Origin of the sequence: Alcanivorax quisquiliarum, assembly GCF_023051175.1 — a bacterium.
GTDB classification, from domain to species: Bacteria; Pseudomonadota; Gammaproteobacteria; order Pseudomonadales; family Alcanivoracaceae; genus Isoalcanivorax; species Isoalcanivorax quisquiliarum.
On record NZ_JALKII010000005.1, the window covers coordinates 236,125 to 251,765 of the forward strand.

The window sequence follows — 15,641 nt, forward strand, 5'->3', positions numbered from 1 at the left end:
GGCATGCGCCGTATCCGCCATATTCACTTTGTCGGCATCGGCGGCGTGGGGATGTGTGGCATCGCCGAGGTGCTGTGCAACCAGGGCTACACCGTCAGCGGCTCGGATCTGCGCGAATCCCCAGTGTTGGCGCGGCTGCGCGAGCTGGGCGTGCGCGTGGCGATTGGCCATGCGGCGGAGAACATTCAGGATGCAGACGTGATCGTCACTTCCAGCGCGGTCAGCGCGGAAAACGAAGAGGTGCTGGCCGCCCATGCACGGCGAGTACCGGTGGTGCCGCGCGCGCAGATGCTGGCCGAGCTGATGCGCTTCCGCCATGGCATCGCAGTGGCGGGCACGCACGGCAAGACCACGACCACTTCCATGACCGCCTCGATCATGGCCGAAGCCGGGATGGACCCGACCTTTGTCATCGGCGGCCGACTCACCAGCGCAGGCACCAATGCGCGCCTGGGGCAAGGGCGCTATCTGGTGGCAGAAGCCGACGAGTCGGATATGTCGTTTCTGCATCTGCAACCGATGTCAGCCATCGTCACCAATATTGGCGCCGATCATATGCACACCTACGGCGGCGATTTCAGCCGGCTGGAAAACACCTTTGTGGATTTCCTTCACAACCTGCCGTTCTACGGCCTGGCTGTGCTGTGCGTGGATGATCCGGTAGTGCGCAAGCTGCTGCCGCGTATCAACCGCCAGGTGATCCGTTATGGCTTTGACGAATTGGCCGATGTGCGTGCCGAAATTCTTGATCAGCAAGGCATGAGCTCCCGGTTTCGCGTGCTGCGCAAGGGCCATGAGCCGCTGGAGATCACGCTTAATCTGCCGGGCCGGCACAACGTGCTCAACGCGCTGGCCGCGTTGACCGTCGCCGCCGATGAAGGCGCCGACGATGCTGCCATCGTGCGCGGGCTGGAGCGCTTTCGTGGTGTTGGCCGCCGTTTCGATGTGCTGGGCGAATATCCCTGCCAGGGTGGCGCAGCCATGCTGGTGGATGATTACGGCCACCATCCGCGGGAAGTGGAAGTCACCATCGACGCAATCCGTGTGGGCTGGCCGGGCAAGCGGCTGGTGATGTTGTTTCAGCCGCACCGTTACACTCGCACCCGTGATCTTTATGAGGATTTTGTCGAAGTGCTTTCCGGTGTCGATGTGCTGCTGATGCTGGATGTGTACAGCGCCGGCGAAGAGCCGATTCCTGGCGCCGATGCCCGCGCCCTGTGCCGCAGTATTCGCCAGCGCGGCGGCGTGGACCCGGTGTTTGTGGATGACCCGGCCAAGCTGCCGGAACTGCTGGAAAAACTGTTGCAGGACGGCGATCTGCTGGTCACGCAGGGCGCTGGTAACGTCGGCACCATTGCGCGGCAACTGGCCGCAGGAGGCGTACGCAATGACTGATGCGCGGGCGCAACTGAAAAAAGCACTGGCGCGTATCGGGCGGGTAGCCGTGCTGGCCGGCGGGCGTTCGGCCGAGCGCGAAATTTCACTGGATAGTGGCCGCGAAGTGCATGCGGCGTTGCGCGCACTGGGCGTGCTGGCAGAGATTGTCGATCCCGCCGAAGTGACGGTGGAAACACTGACGGGCTTTGAGCGGGTGTTCATCGCCCTGCACGGCCGGGGTGGTGAAGACGGCGTGATCCAGGGCGTGCTGGAGCACCTCGGCGTGCGCTATACCGGTAGCGGCGTGATGGCCTCCGCAATCGGCATGGATAAAGTGCGCACCAAATTGCTTTGGGCCGGTGCGGGGCTGCCTACACCGGAATTCTACGTGGCAGGCACAGCGCAGCCGCCGGAGCTGGGTTACCCGTTGATGATCAAGCCCGCACGTGAAGGCTCGTCCATCGGCATGCGCAAAGTGGATAACGCCGAGGAACTTGACGAGGCCATCCGCGCCGCCCGCGAGTACGACGATGCGGTGCTGGTGGAGCGCTGGGTCAGCGGGCCGGAATTTACCGTGGCGATCCTCAATGACCGCGCACTGCCTGCGATACGCCTGGAAACGCCGAACAGTTTTTATGATTTTGATGCCAAGTACCGCGCCGATACCACTCGTTACCTGTGCCCGTGCGGCCTGAGTGAACAACAGGAAGGCGAACTGAAAGAACTGGCCCTGCAAGCATTCCGGCAAGTGGGTGCGGAAGGCTGGGGCCGGGTGGATGTGATGCAGGACAGCGATGGCCGTTTCCAGCTGCTGGAAATCAACACCGTGCCCGGCATGACAGATCATTCACTGGTGCCGATGGCCGCACGCGCCGCCGGCATGACCTTCGAAGAACTGGTGGCGGAGATTCTGCTTTCCGCGAGGGAGCACACCGATGGCTAGCCGGCCGCTTCGCAAGCCCGCCCGTGGCGCAGTGCGCAAACCTGCGCGTAAGCCCGCCAGGGCGCGGCTGCCGAAAGTGCCTCTGCGTGCTGTGGCAGCGCGGCTCGGGCAGGCGCTGCCGTGGCTGCTTGCCAGCGTGGCGCTGGGCATGGTGGCGGTGGCAGGCATGCATCTGCCACGCGTGCTGGATGGCTATCCGGTGCAGGCGGTGAAAGTGGAAGGCGTGAAAGATGCACGCCGGCAGCAGGAAGTGCAGTTGGCACTGTCTGCGCTTGTACGCGGCGAGAATTTCTTTTCCGTCCCGCTGGCGCGACTGCACCAGGAAGTCAGCGATCTGAGCTGGGTGGCAGAAACCGAAGTGCGCCGCCGCTGGCCGGGTGAACTGATCCTGAAAGTGCAGGAACGCGAGCCGGTTGCAATATGGAATGACACAACACTGGTCGCGCGTGACGGGGAACCGTTCCAGGCGCTGGACAAGTACAACACCGACAATTTGCCGCGGCTCTCCGGCCCGGCACTGCGGCTTGCCGAGGTGATGAGCTACTACCACAGCATGAGCCGCATCCTGCAAGACGTCGGGCTGGGCATTCGCGCAGTGGGCGTGAACGCCCGGCTGACCGCAGAGCTGACACTGGATAACGAAATCGTGCTGGTAGTGGATCGCGATCAGTACGCACATAAACTGCGCCGCTTTGTGCAGCTTTATCGCACGTCGCTGGAAGCAGACCAACGCGCCCTGGTGCGTGTGGATCTTCGCTATGCCGATGGCATGGCGGTGACGTGGGGCGATGTTGTTGCCCCGCAAAACAAGCCTGATGAGAGAGTCTGAACCATGGCTAATTCCACAGACCGTATGATCGTTGGCCTCGATATCGGCACCTCGAAAGTGGTGGCTATCGTCGGCCAGGTAAACGCCGACGGTGCGATGGAGGTCATCGGTATCGGCTCGCAGCCGTCACGCGGCATGAAGAAAGGCGTGGTGGTGGATATCGAAGCGACCGTGCGCTCGATCCAGCGTGCCGTTGAAGAAGCAGAGTTGATGGCCGGCTGCCAGATTCATTCGGTATATGGTGGCATCGCCGGCAGCCACGTGCGCAGCCTGAACAGCCACGGCATCGTCGCAATCCGTGATCGTGAAGTGTTGCCGGCCGATATCGATCGCGTGATCGACGCGGCTCAAGCGGTGGCCATTCCCGCCGACCAGCGCACCCTGCACGTGCTGCCGCAGGAATATGTAGTGGACAACCAGGAAGGCGTGCGCGAGCCGGTGGGCATGAGTGGTGTCCGCCTGGAAGCAAAAGTGCATCTGGTCACTTGCGCCGTGAACGCCGCCCAGAACGTGGAAAAATGCGTGCGCCGTTGTGGGCTTGAAGTCGAGGACATGATCCTTGAACAACTGGCGTCCAGTTACGCCGTGCTCACCGAAGACGAGCGCGAGCTGGGTGTGTGCATGGTGGATATCGGCGGCGGCACCACCGACATCGCCATCTTTACCGAAGGCGCGATCCGGCACACGGCGAACATTCCTATCGCCGGCGATCAGGTCACCAATGACATTGCTATGGCGCTGCGCACGCCGAAACAGTACGCCGAAGAAATCAAGATGAAATATGCCTGCGCGCTGACCCAGCTGGCCGGCGCCGATGAAACCATCAAGGTGCCCTCCGTGGGTGATCGGCCGCCGCGCACGCTCAGCCGCCAGAACCTGGCCGAAGTTGTCGAGCCCCGTTATGACGAGCTGTTCACGCTGATTCAGGCAGAGCTGCGGCGCAGCGGCTTCGAAGATCTGATCCCCGGCGGCATCGTGCTCACCGGTGGGTCGGCAAAGATCGAAGGCGCGCTGGAGCTGGCAGAAGAAATCTTCCACATGCCGGTACGGCTGGGCATGCCGCAGGGCGTGGCCGGCCTGACGGATGTGGTACGCAATCCGATCTACGCCACCGCCGTCGGGCTGTTGCTGTACGGGCAGCGGATGGAACAGGAAGGCCGGGGCGGCCGCCGCGATTCGCAGGAAGGCGGCATCGACTGGCTGGAAAAAGTGAAAAGCTGGTTCAAGGGCAATTTTTAGGGCCATCAGGCCCCGGCCGCAATGCGGCTGGCACGGCGGGCATGGGCCGGCCGTGCAACGAGGTTCCTGGCGGGGCAGAGGCCACGCTGGAACGATTCAACGACACAGGGATGCAAAACGGGAGATCAATCATGCAATTCAAACTGGAAGACAGCGTGCCGCATGGTGCGGTGATCAAAGTAGTGGGCGTTGGTGGTGGTGGTGGTAACGCGGTAGACCACATGGTGCGCTCGAACGTCGAAGGCGTGGAATTCATTTGCGCCAATACCGATGCACAAGCACTGCGCAACGCCTCGGCACGCACAGTGATTCAGCTCGGCAGCCAGGTCACCAAAGGTCTGGGTGCGGGCGCCAACCCGGAGATAGGCCGGCAATCGGCAATAGAAGATCGCGAGCGCCTGGCGGAGCTGCTGGACGGCGCCGACATGGTGTTCGTGACCGCCGGCATGGGCGGCGGTACCGGCACCGGTGCAGCGCCCATCGTCGCCGAAGTGGCTCGCGAGCTGGGTATCCTGACCGTCGCGGTAGTGACCAAGCCGTTCCCGTTCGAAGGCCGCAAGCGTCTGAAAATCGCAGAAGAGGGCGTGAACGAGCTGCGCCAGCACGTGGATTCGCTGATCACCATTCCCAACGAGAAGCTGCAAGCGGTACTGGGCGGCTCCACCAGCCTGCTGGACGCCTTCAAGGCCGCCAACGATGTGCTGCTCGGTGCTGTGAAGGGGATCGCGGATCTGATCGTCAAGCCGGGTATGATCAACGTCGATTTCGCCGACGTACGCACCGTAATGAGTGAAATGGGCATGGCGATGATGGGCACCGGCACCGCCCGCGGTGAAGGCCGGGCCGAAGCGGCTGCCAACGCAGCCATCTCCAGCCCGCTGCTGGAAGATGTCGATCTGCACGGCGCACGGGGTATCCTGATCAACATCACCGCCAGCGAATCCATCTCGTTGCAGGAGTTCACCACGGTCGGTGACGTGATCCAGGAACTGGCCTCCGACGACGCCAACGTGATCATCGGCACCGCCATTGATCCCGATATGGATGACGAGCTGACCGTTACCGTGGTCGCCACCGGGCTGGGCGCGGCACAGGAACTAAAAGTTGTTCGCGGCAATCAAACTCCTGTACGCGCTGACGGTCGTGTGGATTACGGCGAGCTGGAACGCCCGGCATTCGGTCGCAAAAACCCGATGACGGAAGCGCGGCGCAACGCTCAGGCAGCGATGAACTCGGCAGAGGATCTGGATTTCATCGATATCCCGACCTTCCTGCGGCGCCAGGCGGACTGATCAGCGTCCGCCCGGTCAATTGGTGGGCTTCGGCCCACCGGGCCTGCGGAAAGGCGAAACGGATAATGGTACAGAACAGGTGGGTCTGTTAGGATCGCCCCCCCTTATTCTGTGTTCAGCAGCGCGGTATCATGTGTGATGCCGTCAAGATAGCGACAGATCCATGATCAGACAGCGAACCCTGAAGAACGTCATCCGAGCGACCGGTATCGGCTTGCATACGGGTGAAAAGGTCTACCTCACCGTGCGCCCGGCGCCAGTGGATGCCGGAATCATTTTCCGGCGCGTGGACCTCGACCCGGTAGTCGAGATCGAGGCCAACGCGGAAAACGTAGGCGAAACCACCTTGTCGTCCACCCTCGTCAAGGATGGCGTGAAAGTCGGCACGGTGGAGCACCTGCTCTCGGCGATGGCCGGGCTGGGCATCGACAATGCCTATGTGGAGCTGTCGGCGCCGGAAGTGCCCATCATGGACGGCAGCGCCGGCCCCTTCGTGTTTCTGCTGCAATCGGCAGGCATTCAGGAACAGGCGGCGGCGAAAAAGTTCATTCGCATCAAGCGCAAGGTCTCGATCGAAGAGGGTGACAAGTCAGCCACCTTTGTGCCGTTCAACGGCTTCAAAGTCAGCTTTTCGATCGAGTTCGACCATCCTGTGTTTGCCAACCGCTCACAAATGGCGAGCATCGACTTTTCCTCCACCTCGTTTGTGAAGGAAGTGGCGCGTGCACGCACCTTCGGGTTCATGCGGGATATCGAATACCTGCGCTCGCAGAACCTGGCGCTTGGCGGCAGCGTGGATAACGCCATCGTGGTGGATGATTTCCGCATCCTCAACGAAGACGGGCTGCGCTACGAAGACGAATTCGTCAAACACAAGATGCTGGATGCCATCGGTGATCTGTATCTGCTGGGCTACAGCCTGATCGGCGAATTCGTCGGCCATAAATCCGGCCACGCATTGAACAACCAGCTGCTGCGCAAACTGATCAAGGAAACTGATGCCTGGGAAGTGGTGACCTTCGAGGACGCCTCTACCGCACCGATTTCCTATATGAAACCCGTACTCGCCAGCGAGTAACGGCACGACGATCGAAGGGGTTGCCCTGGCCCCGGCGATCGCCTGGCCGGATCACTGCCTCCACGGAAAGGCAGAGCAGTCAACGTCGTTGAATACAAAGGCCTGGTCTCCCGCCAGGCCTTTGTTATTTTCAAGTGCCACGAAAATATTTTCTGCCATGATTTCCCCCTCTCCCCTTGTGGGAGAGGGGTTGGGGGAGAGGGGGCCGAGCATCCAGCCGGCACAATGCGAGCTACATACTATGTTACTTTCACTTGGCTTCATTAAATATTAAAAAAATACACAGCTAAAAAATATCCGAGCAATGGTCAGTTTCGTTTTGGATGAAGTGACAGGAAGATTTCCCCTGCCATAATTTCCCCCTCTCCCCAACCCCTCTCCCACAAGGGGAGAGGGGCTTAAGAAAAATCTGCGGCAGTGTGTTTGCTTCCATGGACAAGCGAAGCACAGAAAAGCCACGGGCTAGCTCGAAAGGTAAATAAAGAAATTCTTGCTCCCCTCTCCCCTTGTGGGAGAGGGGTTGGGGGAGAGGGGGCCGAGCTTCCAGCCGGCACGATGCGAGCTACATGTCATGTTGCTTTCATTTCGCTTCTTTAAATTCCAAAAAAAACTACAGCCAAAAAGTAGCCGAGCGATCGCCAGCTTCGTTTTGAATCAGGTGACGCGGTAGCGACTGAAAGCGGCACTGTGCGTAATGGGGCTCCAGATTTCCTGCCTGGAGAGTGGCGGGCCGCTTTCACCGCACGAGCTTGGTCAAGGTGGCTTTTACGCGGTGGGGTAGTCAGATCAGGCGCCACTCAATTTCCGGTATTGAACGGCGCGCTGTTTTCCGTACCGGGCGCTGCTTTGTTTCCCGTGCCGGGCACCGCGCTGTTCCCGCGATAGCCCTGAACTCTTGTGTTTGCCTGCGGTCAGTCTGCGAGGTGTGCCAGTTTCAGCAAGGCTTCACGCAAATCTTCGTCGTCGATCCCTTGTGCCGCTTCCCGTAGGCAGGCCGCAGCAGAAGCGGGCAGGGTGCGGGCCGGTTGGGAGCTTGCCGGAGCGGCGGCGACGGCAGGGCGCAGCGCGGCATCGCGATTGATGCGGATGTCCCATTCACTGGCTTGCAGCTCGCGGGCAATGCGTGGCGCATGAAAGCGTAATAACTGGGCGACGGCATTGTTGTCGGCCATCAGCAAGAGCCGGCCCTCTTCCTGCACGATGTGCACCCGCTCGGCCAGCGCTGGCGGGAGTGCCCGGGAAGTGACAGCGGCGGGCGCGCGATATTCCGCGGCGCGGCGGCGCAGCTGCCCCAGGCTCCGGCTGGCGTTCAGCAAGCCATTAATTGAGCGCGGGCCAATTGCCTTAGCCATGATATTTACCTAGTATAACCGCACAAAATGTAAACAAATCATTAAATAAAGCCTAACCTTTTGATTTGCAGGGTTTTCTTTCCGAGCAGAGAGCAACCGGAACTTATGAATATCATAGTCCTCAACAGTCGCGGCCACCAGTCGCGTGCCGTTCGTTTGCCACGCCGACTCCCCGCGCTGCTGCTCGCAGTGCTGCTCGTGATACCGGTCATGGCCGGAGTGGGGGCTTACTACGTCATGTATCACTGGGGCGACCCGGTGCTGGATCAACGCATGACGGCGCGCTGGCAGGGCGAGCTGGAGGCCCAGCGCGATGCGCTCAACGATATCAATCGCCGCACCGATGAAGAGTTGCGTGCGCTGACCGTGCGTCTGGCGGATTTGCAGGCCCGCCTGATGCGCATCGACGCGCTCGGCGAGCGGCTGGTGGACCTGGCCGGCATCCCCGGCGATGAGTTCGATTTCAGCGCTCCGGCTGCCGTCGGCGGCCCGGAACTTCCCGAAGAACGCTCCCTTGCTTACACCGCGCCCTCCTTTACAGATGCTCTGACTGATCTCGCCGTCACCCTGGATCGCCGTGAAGACCAGCTCTCGATTCTGGAGCGCCTGATGGATAACCGCCGCATCGCCGCCAAAACGGAGCTTTCCGGCCGTCCGATTGTGCGCGGCTGGTTGTCATCACGATTCGGCCAGCGCACCGATCCGTTCAGTGGCCGCCTGACAATGCACCGCGGTGTGGATTTTGCGGCCAAGGAAGGATCGGATGTGATCGCGACCGGCGCAGGTGTGGTCACGTTTGCCGGCCAGCGTTGGGGCTACGGTAATCTGGTGGAAGTGAATCACGGCAACGGTATCGCTACGCGCTATGCTCACATGAAGGAAGTGCTGGTCAATGCGGGGGATATCGTGCGTGCGGGTGATGTGATTGCGACAGTCGGCTCGACCGGCCGTTCCACCGGGCCGCATGTGCATTATGAAGTGCTGCGCAACGGCCGGCAGGTGGATCCGACCCCCTATATCGTGCGCGCCCGTCGCTAACGTATGCCGGGTGGACGGGCGTAGCGGCTTGGTTCCAGCGTGATCGCCAGTCAGCCAGCTGCCGGACGCAGGTTCGCGATAACCGCAAGCGCCCGGGTAAGTCATTCTGCCAGCGCTTGGCAGAGTGCGCCTTGATCCGTAGTCTTATGGCCCCATGTTGCCAGACACCCCGTTTTATTGCGCAGGGTGTAGAATGGCCCGCCCGCGCCCTGACTGGCGCGCCCAATACTTGAACAGACACCGGAAGTTCCATGCTCTCAGCTATTGTAAAGTCCATCTTCGGAAGCAAGAACGAACGCGAAATCAAGCGCATGCAGCGCATCGTCAACGAGATCAATGCATTCGGAGAAGACCTGACGCAGGTGGACGATGCCACCCTTCAGGGCCGTACTGCGGAGCTGAAGCAGGCTTACCAGGAAGGCCGCTCGCTGGATGAGTTGCTGCCGGAAGCGTTTGCCGTGGTGCGTGAAGCTGCCACGCGAGTGATGGGCATGCGCCATTTCGATGTGCAGCTGATGGGCGGTATCGCCCTGCATGAAGGCCGCATCGCCGAAATGCGCACCGGTGAGGGCAAGACGCTCACGGCGACACTGCCGGTCTATCTCAATGCGTTGTCCGGCGAAGGCGTCCACGTGGTGACCGTGAACGATTATCTCGCCGAGCGTGACGCGAACTGGATGCGGCCGCTGTATGAGTTTCTCGGCTTGTCGGTGGGCGTGATCCTGTCGCAGCAACCGCCAGAGGTGAAGAAGGCCGCCTACGATGCCGACATCACCTACGGCACCAATAACGAATACGGCTTCGACTATCTGCGTGACAACATGGCCTTCCGCCTGGAAGACCGCGTGCAACGCCCCCTGAACTACGCGCTGGTGGATGAAGTCGACTCCATCCTGATCGACGAAGCCCGCACGCCGCTGATTATTTCCGGGCCCGCCTCGGACAGCTCCGAGCTGTACATACGTATCAATGAATTGATGCCGCGCCTGAAACCTCATAGCGAGGAAAAGGAAGGCCACTACATCATCGATGAAAAAGCCCGGCAGGTTGAGTTGACCGAAAATGGCCACCAGCTGATCGAACAACTGCTGACCGACTCGGGCCTGCTGGAGCAGGGCGAAAGCCTGTATTCCGCGCAGAGCCTGAGCCTGCTGCATCATGTGCATGCGGCACTGAAAGCCCATGTGCTGTTTCACCGTGATCGCGACTACATCGTGCAGGAAGGCCAGATCGTCATTGTTGACGAGCACACCGGCCGCACCATGCCCGGCCGGCGCTGGTCGGAAGGTATCCACCAGGCAGTGGAAGCAAAAGAGAAACTGCAAATCCAGCAGGAAAACCAGACGCTGGCATCCACCACCTTCCAGAACTATTTCCGCCTGTATCGCAAACTGGCCGGCATGACCGGTACGGCGGATACCGAGGCACCGGAATTTCGTCAGATTTACGGGCTTGATGTGGTGGTGATCCCGACACACCGCAAGATGGCCCGTATCGACGCCGATGACCTGGTATTCCTGTCGCTGGAAGAAAAATACGACGCTATCGTTGCGGAAGTGAAAAAAGCCGTGGAGAAAGGCGCGCCCGTGCTGGTGGGAACTGCCACCATCGCCGCATCGGAATTGCTGTCGGAACGCCTGAAAAAAGCAGGCGTGCCCCACCAGGTGCTCAACGCCAAGTTTCACCGCAAAGAAGCCGAGATCATTGCGCAGGCGGGCCGCCCCGGCGCGGTGACCATTGCTACCAACATGGCTGGTCGCGGAACCGATATCGTGCTCGGTGGTAATCCTGACGAAGCCATCCGTGCACTGGACAATCCCACCGAGGCCGAGATCGAAGCTGTCCGCGCCCGCTGGCAGGAAGATCACGACAAGGTACTTGCCGCTGGTGGCCTGCACATCATCGGCACCGAGCGGCACGAATCCCGCCGGATCGACAACCAGCTGCGTGGCCGGGCCGGCCGGCAGGGCGATCAGGGTTACACCCGCTTCTATCTGTCGATGGAAGATGACCTGATGCGCATCTTCGCCTCCGACCGCATCCGCAACATGATGCGCTCACTGGGGCTGGAGAAAGGCGAAGCCATCGAGCACCGCTGGGTCACCCGAGCCATTGAAAATGCCCAGCGCAAGGTTGAAGCACGGAATTTCGATATCCGTAAAAACCTGCTGGAATACGATGACGTATCCAACGACCAGCGCCGCGTGATCTACAATCAGCGCGACGAGATCCTTGCGTCGGAAGACCTTTCCGAGAGCGTACGAGGTATCCGCCGCGATGTGATGACGGAAGTGGTGCACACTTACATGCCGCCGGCGTCCATCGAAGAGCAGTGGGATATCGAGGGCCTGGAGCGAGTGCTCGAAAGCGAATATCACGTGCAGGCGCCGGTGAGCAAATGGCTGGAAGAAGATACCAGCTTGCATATCGAAGGTGTGATCGAACGCACTATCGCCACCATGGAGGCGGCCTACGCAGAAAAGGAAGCGCAAGTCGCCGAACTGGGTATTTCGCTGCGCAAAGTCGAGAAGCACCTGGTACTGCAAGTGCTGGATCGGCATTGGAAAGATCACCTGGCCAGCATGGATCACTTGCGCCAGGGCATTCACCTGCGTGGTTATGCACAGAAAAACCCGAAGCAGGAATACAAGCGCGAAGCGTTCGAGCTGTTCCAGGAAATGATGTCGCAAATCCAGCATGAGCTGATTCGAGTATTGAGCGCACTGGAATTGCGTCGCGACGACGAAGTGGAGCGGCTTGAACAGCAGCGTGCCGAAGAAGCCCGTCGCCTTGCCGGCCAGATGCAGACCCAGACCCCACAGCAGGCACCGCAACTGGGCGAGGGCAGCGCACCGCCGCCGCAGCCCGCGCGAGAGGCCGCAGCCCAGCCCTTCGTACGCGAAGGCCGCAAGCTGGGTCGCAACGAGCCATGCTGGTGCGAGTCGGGCAAAAAATACAAGCACTGCCATGGCCGCCTCGACGCCTGATAAGATAGCGCCTTTTGCCGCGCCTCAACGTTGAGCAAGGCGCAGAGAATGCGGAGAGGAAAGAGCGGATACGAGCGGCCAGCGGGCGGCCGACAGCCTCGCTGTGGTAAGAACCGGCGCGTCGCGGCTCCAAAGAGAGCGGCGAGGCGCCTGTTTTTTGAAAAGCCTTTCTTTTGCGAGAGCGGAACGCCAACATCCTCTTGAGGCACCAGGTTTTTAAAGCCTGCTCTTTCCCCTTGGGCGACGAACACAGCGCAGAACAGCCGCAGGCTGGCCCGGAGGTGAGCGAAGCGAATAAGGGGTTGGGGAGAGGGGGCTACATACTTCCCGCCCCTCAGAGCCAGCTTGCTGGCACCGAGGCTACCCCTCTCCCCCGGCCCCTCTCCCACAAGGGGAGAGGGGAGTAAAAAGCAGGAATCATAGGGGAGCCCGCTCCCCATCAGGCAAGCGCCTCACAGGGTAAGGAAGAGCAGTCCAGTCGCTACACCGCAGCACAGCCGTAGGCTGCGCACAGTGGATATAGAGGATTTAGCCCCTCTCCCCTTGTGGGAGAGGGGTTGGGGAGAGGGGGCTACATACTTCCCGCCCCTCAGAGCCAGCTTGCTGGCACCGAGGCTACCCCTCTCTCCCGGCCCCTCTCCCACAAGGGGGAGGGGAGTAAGGCCCTCCCTCAGGAGGAATCGGTGCTTTCACAACCGGCAAGGGCAGTCAGAATGCAAAGTCAGTGGTTTCCGGTTCCCGGCGTGCGCCTTGCCGCCGTGGCCGCAGGTATCAAAAAAGCCAATCGTCGCGATCTGGTCGTGCTGGAGCTGGCCGAGGGCAGCCGCACAGCCGGGGTTTTTACCCTCAACCGATTTTCTGCGGCACCGGTGCAAGTGGCGCAGCAGCATCTGGCCGCAGCTGTGCCGCGCTATCTGCTCATCAATACCGGTTATGCCAACGCCGGTACAGGCGATGAGGGAATGCGCCGCTGCCTGGCCAGCTGTGAGACACTGGCGGAGCTGGCGAGCGTGCCGGTGGAGCAAGTGTTGCCATATTCCACTGGCGTGATTGGCGAGCTGTTCGAGCTGGCACCTTTTCAGCGCGGTTTGCCGCAGGCGCTGGCCGAGCTTGATGAGCACGCCTGGGGCAAGGCGGCCGAAGGGATCATGACCACTGACACACGGCCGAAACTGGCCAGCCGCCGCGTGCGCCTCGGTGAGCACGAGATCACGGTCACCGGCATGGCCAAGGGTGCTGGCATGATCAAACCCAACATGGCCACCATGCTGGCGTTTATTGCCACCGATGCGGATATCGCGCAACCGCTGATCGAACAATGGACGCAAGAGCTGGCAGATCGCTCGTTCAACCGCATTACCATCGACGGTGATACCTCGACCAACGACGCTTGCATGCTGGTCGCTACCGGCCGCTCCGGCGAAACGCTTGATGACCCGGCGAGCCCCCATGCACAGACGCTGTTCCAGGCGCTGGAGCAGGTTTTTGTAGAGCTGGCGCACGCTATCGTGCGTGATGGTGAGGGCGCTACCAAATTTGTCGCCGTCGAAGTCAGCGGCGCGGGAAGCGCGGAAGATGCCCGCCTCGTCGCCGAGACGGTAGCGCATTCACCGCTGGTGAAAACGGCCTTGTTCGCATCTGATCCCAACTGGGGCCGCATTCTCGCCGCCGTAGGCCGAGCGCCGATTGCAACCTTGGACGTTGCGCGCGTAAACCTGTGGCTTGATGAGGTGCAGATCGTCCGCGATGGCGGCGTTTCGCCCGACTACAAGGAGGCTCATGGCGCGGCGGTGATGGCGAAAAGCGATATCACGATCCGCGTTGATCTCGGCGCCGGCACCGCCGCAACCTGTGTCTGGACGTGTGATTTCAGTTACGACTATGTGCGCATCAATGCGGAGTACCGAAGCTGAGCGAGGCATTATCGCGTCGTACAGGGCGGCACCACCAAGGCCAACGGCAGAGCGGCACGGTCATGATCATGATCATGGTCATGAACAGGCACAGCCCTAACCAAGACGATTTAGCTCTTGGCAGGGTAAGCAGGCCACAAGCAGGGTGAGGCAGCTATTAACAGGCAACACAGCCATGAGCAAGGCGCACAACCATTAGCCAACAATGCAGCATAAGCCGGACGACACCATGAGCGGCAATCACAGCTATGAGCGGCCACGATCAGCGTGCGCCCCTTTACTGGTAGTGGCCGCGATCATTCGCGGGCCTGATGGTCGCATCCTCCTGAGCCAGCGCCCGGCGCACAAGCACAAAGGCGGCTGTTGGGAGTTCCCCGGCGGCAAGGTGGAGCAGGGCGAATCGCTGGCCGACGCGCTGGCGCGGGAATTGCACGAAGAGCTTGGCCTGTCGGTTCTGGCCTGCCAGCCCTTCATGACAGTGCAACACGATTACCCCGAGTTGTCCGTGCGGCTGTGCTTCCGTGAGGTCACTGCTTTCGCCGGCCAGCCCAGCGGGCGGGAGGGGCAGCCGGTGCAGTGGTTTGAGCCCGCCGCCTTGAGCGAACTGGATTTTCCCGAAGCCAACCAGCCGGTGGTGCGTGGCCTGGCCCTGCCCGATCACTGGCTGATCCTGCCGAGCCCGTTACCCACCGACTGGCATGATGCCTTGCCGCGCAGCATCCAGGCTGGTGCCACGCTGGTCTATCTGCGCGGGGTCAGCGATCAGCAGCAGCTGCGAGAGCTGGTGCAATGCTGCCACGCACACGGTGCGCAGGCGCTCGTTGCCGACGATTCAGAGCTGGCGCAGGCCGTCGGCGCTGACGGCGTCCATCTGCGCCACCAGAGCGCACTGGCCCGCACGGAGCGGCCGCCGCTGCCCTGGGTGTCGGTAGCGTGCCACGACGCCCCGTCACTGGCCCATGCCCAGGCGCTGGGCGCAGATATGGCGGTGCTCTCACCCGTCAAGGCGACGCCGACCCACCCAGAGCAGCCGGGCATGGGCTGGGCACAGTTTCAGACCCTGGCAGAAGGCACGCCGATCCCGATCTATGCGCTGGGCGGCGTCACCCCGGAGGATCTGAGCGCAGCCCGCGCCGCCGGCGCTCGTGGCGTGGCCGGCATTCGCGCTTTCTGGCGCCGGTAAACGAAGCAGCTGCAGAGTGGGATAACAACCTGCAGGCGCACTCCCCTCTGGGCTCGCAAGCGTGCCGGGTAAGCTTTTACCCCCTGTGCCGTGTCATTGTTCTCTTACAAGCCGAGGTTGTATTCACTGACAGACAACCCTGCCGGCAGCCCCCATCATCCCTCTCAACAGGAGCTTCACCAGAGCCAGGGATGACTCGCCATGTCACAAAGCCACGACCAGAATTTCAAGAATCTGATTCTGGATTACCCGCGTCAGGCGCTGGAACTGTTCGCGCCGGAGGAAGCCGCCAAGCTGGACGACGCGGTGGTGTTCACGCCGATCCGGGAAGAGCAGCTCAAGGATCGCCTCAGTGACCGATTCCTGGAGCTGGATATTCCGCTGCTGCTGGAATGGCCGGACGGGCGGCG

At 61.3% G+C, this 15,641-nt stretch carries 11 protein-coding genes and 1 pseudogene; 11 read left to right on the plus strand and 1 reads right to left on the minus strand.

Annotation, left to right across the window (positions count from 1 at the left end):
* Positions 1-3: 3 nt before the first annotated feature.
* The 6 genes from murC to lpxC all read left to right on the plus strand — a co-directional run bounded on the left by murC (position 4) and on the right by lpxC (position 6,758).
* The gene (murC, locus tag MU846_RS09540; protein WP_246952109.1) at positions 4-1,395 is read left to right on the plus strand and encodes a UDP-N-acetylmuramate--L-alanine ligase; all 1,392 of its coding nucleotides are present in this window, start codon (positions 4-6) and stop codon (positions 1,393-1,395) included.
* Positions 1,388-2,320, plus strand: a complete 933-nt coding sequence (locus MU846_RS09545) for a D-alanine--D-alanine ligase (RefSeq protein WP_246952068.1) — start codon at positions 1,388-1,390, stop codon at positions 2,318-2,320. Before murC ends, MU846_RS09545 begins: the two co-directional genes overlap by 8 nt.
* Complete coding sequence (locus MU846_RS09550) at positions 2,313-3,149, plus strand: cell division protein FtsQ/DivIB (RefSeq protein WP_246952070.1); 837 nt, start codon at positions 2,313-2,315, stop codon at positions 3,147-3,149. The genes MU846_RS09545 and MU846_RS09550 overlap by 8 nt, the downstream gene beginning before the upstream one ends.
* Positions 3,150-3,152: 3 nt before the next feature.
* Entirely contained in the window at positions 3,153-4,388 is a 1,236-nt protein-coding gene (gene ftsA / locus MU846_RS09555) for a cell division protein FtsA (protein ID WP_246952072.1), read from the plus strand.
* Between the two features lie 131 nt (positions 4,389-4,519).
* Positions 4,520-5,680 carry a cell division protein FtsZ gene (gene ftsZ, locus MU846_RS09560; RefSeq protein ID WP_246952075.1) on the plus strand — a complete coding sequence of 387 codons (1,161 nt, stop codon included), beginning with the start codon at positions 4,520-4,522 and terminating at the stop codon, positions 5,678-5,680.
* Between the two features lie 163 nt (positions 5,681-5,843).
* Complete coding sequence (gene lpxC / locus MU846_RS09565; protein ID WP_246952077.1) at positions 5,844-6,758, plus strand: UDP-3-O-acyl-N-acetylglucosamine deacetylase; 915 nt, start codon at positions 5,844-5,846, stop codon at positions 6,756-6,758.
* A gap of 911 nt (positions 6,759-7,669) precedes the next feature.
* On the opposite strand, the gene MU846_RS09570 is transcribed toward lpxC, so the two are convergent.
* Entirely contained in the window at positions 7,670-8,110 is a 441-nt protein-coding gene (locus MU846_RS09570) for a DciA family protein (RefSeq protein ID WP_246952079.1), read from the minus strand.
* 105 nt (positions 8,111-8,215) lie between these two features.
* Here MU846_RS09570 and MU846_RS09575 point away from each other — a divergent pair, with 105 nt between their 5' ends.
* From MU846_RS09575 to MU846_RS09595, 5 genes and pseudogenes are all read left to right on the plus strand, one after another.
* On the plus strand, positions 8,216-9,148 hold the full coding sequence (locus MU846_RS09575) for a M23 family metallopeptidase (protein WP_246952081.1): 933 nt from the start codon (positions 8,216-8,218) through the stop codon (positions 9,146-9,148).
* Between the two features lie 251 nt (positions 9,149-9,399).
* Positions 9,400-12,135 carry a preprotein translocase subunit SecA gene (gene secA / locus MU846_RS09580; RefSeq protein ID WP_246952083.1) on the plus strand — a complete coding sequence of 912 codons (2,736 nt, stop codon included), beginning with the start codon at positions 9,400-9,402 and terminating at the stop codon, positions 12,133-12,135.
* 713 nt (positions 12,136-12,848) lie between these two features.
* A complete protein-coding gene (gene argJ, locus MU846_RS09585; protein ID WP_246952086.1) occupies positions 12,849-14,048 on the plus strand; it encodes a bifunctional glutamate N-acetyltransferase/amino-acid acetyltransferase ArgJ in 1,200 nt (399 codons plus the stop codon).
* A 229-nt stretch (positions 14,049-14,277) separates the two neighbouring features.
* Positions 14,278-15,231, plus strand: coding sequence for a Nudix family hydrolase (locus tag MU846_RS09590; RefSeq protein WP_246952088.1), 954 nt, complete (start codon positions 14,278-14,280; stop codon positions 15,229-15,231).
* A 201-nt stretch (positions 15,232-15,432) separates the two neighbouring features.
* Positions 15,433-15,641, plus strand: a pseudogene (locus MU846_RS09595) (hypothetical protein); the annotation flags it as partial.

Coding starts and splice junctions, on each gene's coding strand:
- murC (WP_246952109.1), top strand. CDS start 4: ATGCGCCGTATCCGCCATATTCACTTTGTCGGCATCGGCGGCGTGGGG.
- MU846_RS09545 (WP_246952068.1), top strand. CDS start 1,388: ATGACTGATGCGCGGGCGCAACTGAAAAAAGCACTGGCGCGTATCGGG.
- MU846_RS09550 (WP_246952070.1), top strand. CDS start 2,313: ATGGCTAGCCGGCCGCTTCGCAAGCCCGCCCGTGGCGCAGTGCGCAAA.
- ftsA (WP_246952072.1), top strand. CDS start 3,153: ATGGCTAATTCCACAGACCGTATGATCGTTGGCCTCGATATCGGCACC.
- ftsZ (WP_246952075.1), top strand. CDS start 4,520: ATGCAATTCAAACTGGAAGACAGCGTGCCGCATGGTGCGGTGATCAAA.
- lpxC (WP_246952077.1), top strand. CDS start 5,844: ATGATCAGACAGCGAACCCTGAAGAACGTCATCCGAGCGACCGGTATC.
- MU846_RS09570 (WP_246952079.1), bottom strand. CDS start 8,110: ATGGCTAAGGCAATTGGCCCGCGCTCAATTAATGGCTTGCTGAACGCC.
- MU846_RS09575 (WP_246952081.1), top strand. CDS start 8,216: ATGAATATCATAGTCCTCAACAGTCGCGGCCACCAGTCGCGTGCCGTT.
- secA (WP_246952083.1), top strand. CDS start 9,400: ATGCTCTCAGCTATTGTAAAGTCCATCTTCGGAAGCAAGAACGAACGC.
- argJ (WP_246952086.1), top strand. CDS start 12,849: ATGCAAAGTCAGTGGTTTCCGGTTCCCGGCGTGCGCCTTGCCGCCGTG.
- MU846_RS09590 (WP_246952088.1), top strand. CDS start 14,278: ATGAGCGGCAATCACAGCTATGAGCGGCCACGATCAGCGTGCGCCCCT.